The sequence below is a fragment of the Nocardia sp. CC201C genome (assembly GCF_030010695.1).
GTDB classification, from domain to species: Bacteria; Actinomycetota; Actinomycetes; order Mycobacteriales; family Mycobacteriaceae; genus Nocardia; species Nocardia otitidiscaviarum.
Genome location: NZ_JASCXP010000530.1, coordinates 1 through 4252 on the forward strand (window position 1 = coordinate 1; position 4252 = coordinate 4252).

General features: G+C 69.3%; 6 protein-coding genes. 5 read left to right on the plus strand and 1 reads right to left on the minus strand.

Annotated features, from left to right (window positions below):
• On the minus strand, nucleotides 1-1131 hold a 1131-nt coding region (locus QK444_RS33340; protein ID WP_282786017.1), incomplete at its 3' end, for a cystathionine gamma-synthase.
• 125 nt (nucleotides 1132-1256) lie between these two features.
• Between QK444_RS33340 and QK444_RS33345 the strand changes: the two genes are divergently transcribed.
• The 5 genes from QK444_RS33345 (at nucleotide 1257) to QK444_RS33365 (ending at nucleotide 3941) form a co-directional block, all read left to right on the plus strand.
• Nucleotides 1257-1670, plus strand: coding sequence for an ankyrin repeat domain-containing protein (locus tag QK444_RS33345; protein WP_039817048.1), 414 nt, complete (start codon nucleotides 1257-1259; stop codon nucleotides 1668-1670).
• A gap of 53 nt (nucleotides 1671-1723) precedes the next feature.
• A complete protein-coding gene (locus tag QK444_RS33350) occupies nucleotides 1724-1978 on the plus strand; it encodes a type II toxin-antitoxin system Phd/YefM family antitoxin (protein ID WP_280354738.1) in 255 nt (84 codons plus the stop codon).
• Nucleotides 1975-2244, plus strand: a complete 270-nt coding sequence (locus tag QK444_RS33355; protein WP_282786018.1) for a type II toxin-antitoxin system RelE/ParE family toxin — start codon at nucleotides 1975-1977, stop codon at nucleotides 2242-2244. The genes QK444_RS33350 and QK444_RS33355 overlap by 4 nt, the downstream gene beginning before the upstream one ends.
• A gap of 44 nt (nucleotides 2245-2288) precedes the next feature.
• Nucleotides 2289-3464 (plus strand): acyl-CoA dehydrogenase family protein, encoded by a 1176-nt coding sequence (locus QK444_RS33360; RefSeq protein WP_282786019.1) that lies wholly within the window; start codon nucleotides 2289-2291, stop codon nucleotides 3462-3464.
• Between the two features lie 135 nt (nucleotides 3465-3599).
• A complete protein-coding gene (locus QK444_RS33365) occupies nucleotides 3600-3941 on the plus strand; it encodes a DUF6401 family natural product biosynthesis protein (protein WP_282786020.1) in 342 nt (113 codons plus the stop codon).
• Nucleotides 3942-4252 lie beyond the last annotated feature (311 nt).

Sequence of the window (4252 nt, forward strand, 5' to 3'; positions counted from 1 at the left end):
CTCGATATCGGAGAGCAGGTCGCTCACATCCTCGATGCCCACCGACAGCCGGACCAGGTCCGCCGGAACCTCGAGGGCCGAGCCCGCCGTCGACGCGTGCGTCATCGCGCCGGGATGTTCGATGAGCGATTCCACGCCGCCCAGCGATTCGGCCAGGGTGAAGATCTTGGTGCGGGCGCAGAAGTCGAGCGCCGCGTCCTTGCCCCCGTGCAGGCGCACCGAGATCATGCCGCCGAAGCGCCGCATCTGCTTCTGCGCCACGGTGTGCCCCGGGTGCTCCGGCAGCCCCGGGTAGATGACCTGGGCGATCTTCGGATGGTTGGCGAGGAATTCGGCCAGCGTCTCGGCGTTGTCGCAGTGCCGGTCCATGCGCAGGGCCAGCGTCTTGATGCCGCGCAACGTCAGGAATGCGTCGGTGGGGCCGGGGACCGCACCCGCGCCGTTCTGCAGGAAGGCGAACTTGGCGTCCAGCTCCTGGTCGTCGGTGATGAGCGCACCGCCGACCACATCGGAGTGCCCGCCCAGGTATTTGGTGGTCGAGTGGATCACGATATCCGCGCCCAGCAGCAGCGGCTGCTGCAGATAGGGCGAGGCGAAGGTGTTGTCCACCACCAGCTTCGCGCCGCCCCGATGCGCGACCTCCGCGATGGCCGCGATATCGCCGATGTTCAGCAGCGGATTGGTCGGGGTCTCGATCCACACCAGTTTGGTGTTGGGGCGCATGGCCCGCGCCACCTCGTCGGCGTCGCTCACCGCGGCGACCGAGTACTCGATGCCCCATTCGGTGAACACCTTGTCGATCAGCCGGAAGGTGCCGCCGTAGGCGTCGTTCGGGATCACCAGGTGATCGCCGGGCCGCAGGGTGGCCCGCAGCGCGCAGTCGGTGGCGGCCATGCCGGAGGCGAACGCCCGCCCGTAGCTGCCGGACTCCAGCGCCGCCAGATTGGCTTCGAGAGCCGTCCGGGTCGGGTTGCCGGTGCGCGCGTACTCGTAGCCGCCGCGCATTCCGCCCACTCCGTCCTGGGCGAAGGTGGAACTCGCGTAGATGGGCACGTTCACCGCACCGGTCTGAGGGTCGGGGTCGAACCCGGCGTGCACGGCCCGTGTGGAGAAACCCAGCTGATCGCTCATGAGCCGAGTCTATTGCGCGTGCCGATCGCCCCGAATTCGCGGTGGGTGCACGCCGCGCGTCGGCCGCGGTTCGTCTCGGGGACGATCCGCCGCCGCGATCGGCCGGTGGTGGTAGTACTGGGCTCATGAGCGATGCGAACGCCGACACACCGCAGCCCGACGCCGACGTCATCGAGCTGGCCACCAAGATCTTCGACCTGGCCCGCCAGGGCGATGCCGCCACCCTCGCCGCCTACCTGGACGCGGGCGTCCCCCTCGACCTCACCAACGCCCGCGGCGACGGCCTGCTCATGCTCGCCGCCTACCACGGCCACCGCGACGCCACGAAGGTCCTGCTGGACCGCGGCGCCGACCCCGACAAGACCAACGACGCCGGCCAGACCCCGCTCGCGGGCGCGGTCTTCAAGGGCGACGCCGACCTCATCCGCGACCTCCTCGCCGCCGGAGCCAGCCCCGACGCCGGCGCCCCCACCGCCCGCGAAGCGGCCGAGATGTTCGGCCAAACCCACCTCCTCGAACTCTTCGGCCCACGCGCCTGATCACGTTCGAAAACCGCGACACGCTGTGTACACATCACGTGTACACTTCAGGTATGTCCGAGATCAGCATTCGTGAGCTACGCGCCAACCTCGCCCGCTATGTCACCGAGGCGCAGGGCGGGGAGGAAGTGATCATCCTCCGGGACGGCGCTCCCGCCGCAGCGCTGGTTCCGCTGGAGATGGTGGAAGCGTTCGATGCCGCCGAGGACGAGATGCTCGCCCGCATCGCTCGCGATCGGCTGGCCGCGAACGAGCCGACCGTCTCGATGGCCGAGGTGATCGCGGACCTGTTCGGGGAAAGGACGTGAAGTACCGCTTCGAATGGGATCCGGCCGCCCGCCGCGAATTGCGCGCCATCGCCCTTGCCGATGCACGCCGCATTCTGCTGGCGATCACAGCGCTGGGCGAGGACCCGTATGCACCCGAGCTGGATGTCCGAAAGCTGACCGGAGCCGACGAACTGTACCGCCTGCGGGTAGGTCGATTTCGCGTTATCTACCGGGTCGACAACGGCATCCTCGTGATTATCGTGGTCGCGGGTGGCTGGCGACGCGACATCTATCGAGGGTTGTGATCGGGGGCGTTGTGGCACCGGGCTCACCCTCATAGGCTGACGCAATGGTCACCGTAGACGAGCTGTTCGCGATCGAGTCCCTGCTGTCCGCCGAGGAGACCGACATTCGGGATACCGTGCGGGCCTTCGCGGCGGAGCGGCTGCGGCCGAATGTGGCGGACTGGTTCGAGGCGGGCACCTTCCCGGTTCGGGAGATCGCGCCCGAGCTCGGGAAGCTGGGGCTGCTCGGCATGCACCTGGACGGGTACGGGTGCGCGGGTACCTCCGCGACGGCGTACGGACTGGCCTGCATGGAGCTGGAGGCCGTGGATTCCGGTGTGCGGAGCATGGTTTCGGTGCAGGGGTCGCTGGCCATGACCGCCATCCACAAGTACGGGTCGGAGGAGCAGAAGCAGCGGTGGCTGCCGGGGATGGCGTCCGGTCAGCTCATCGGCTGCTTCGGATTGACCGAGCCGGATTTCGGGTCCAACCCGGGCGGTATGCGGACCCGGGCCCGGCGCGATGGGGACGACTGGATTCTCGACGGCGCCAAGATGTGGATCACCAATGGCTCGGTGGCCGACGTGGCGATCGTCTGGGCGCAGACGCAGGAGGGGGACCGGCAGATCGTCCGCGGATTCGTAGTCCCCACGGACACACCGGGTTTCAGCGCCCGCGAGATGCATCGCAAGCTGTCGCTGCGTGCCTCGATCACCGCGGAACTGTCCCTGGACGGCGTCCGCCTGCCCGCCGACGCACTGCTGCCGGAGGCGCGCGGCCTGGCCGGACCGCTCGGCTGCCTGAGCGAGGCCCGGTTCGGCATCGTCTTCGGCGCGCTCGGCGCGGCCCGCGACTGTCTTTCCGCCGCAATCGATTACGCGCGCACCCGGGAGGTCTTCGACAAACCCCTGGCCGCCTACCAGCTCACCCAGGCCAAGCTGGCGGATATGGCCGTCGAACTCGGCACCGGCCAGCTGCTCGCGCTGCACCTGGGCCGTCTCAAGGACCGCCACGAGATCCGCCCCGAGCAGATCAGCGCAGGCAAGCTCAACAGCACCCGGGTAGCCATCGCCATCGCCCGCGAATGCCGCACCATCCTCGGCGCGAACGGCATCACCCTGGAGTATCCGGTGCTGCGGCACGCCAACAACCTGGAGTCGGTGCTCACCTACGAGGGCACGGCGGAGGTGCATCAACTGGTGCTCGGCGAGGCGCTCACGGGGTCCAAAGCCTTCCGCTGACGCGACCGGACACCCCGACACAGCCGCCCATCGCCAGGACCGTCGTCGAAACGCGCCTCCGGCACCTTCGTGCGGAATCGGTCGGTGCGCGGAAACTCACAGTGGCGAATGCCCGCCGATTGCTAGCATGAGCGGGTGTTTTTGCTCGGCTCCGCGTTGCTCGAAGTGTCGGCGCGCAAGACTCTGAAAAGCCTGCACCGGACGCACGGAGCTCCGGCGACCCTGGCCGCTTCCGCCTACCCGGCGGTCTCGGCGCTGGTCGACCAGCACGCCGCCGCCGTCCGCGACATCATCGACCTGGGTGTGGAGAATTCCGGCAATGTGCCGGTGAGCGTCCTGCTCGCGGGCTATGCGCGCGGTCTGCTGGACAATTTCCGCGAACTGAGCGGAGCCCCCGCCACGCCGCACGACTGGATCGCGGCCGACTGGCTGCACCTGCGGCTCGCGGGCGTGTGTCAGCTCGCGCACAGCGCCTGAGACCACCGCCGCCCACTCTCCGGTATCGGAGAACGCCCGCCCGGCCGAATCGTTCGCCCTGGTCCCGCACCCGCCCGGCGGGCCGCCGCCCGCTGCCGCGGCAACCGATCCAGCGACCACGACACTCGTCGCCGACGACGTGGGAGTCTGCCTCTCCACGGCCGCCACCGCCCCCGCGATGCCTCTCCACCGCCGCCACCGCCCCCGCGATGCCTCTCCACCGCCGCCCGCGCCGTGTGCTGGCAGCGTCCACGCCACCGCGCCGACTTGTCCCAACGGTCGGCTGCCGGGCATTTGCGCACGGCCCGACC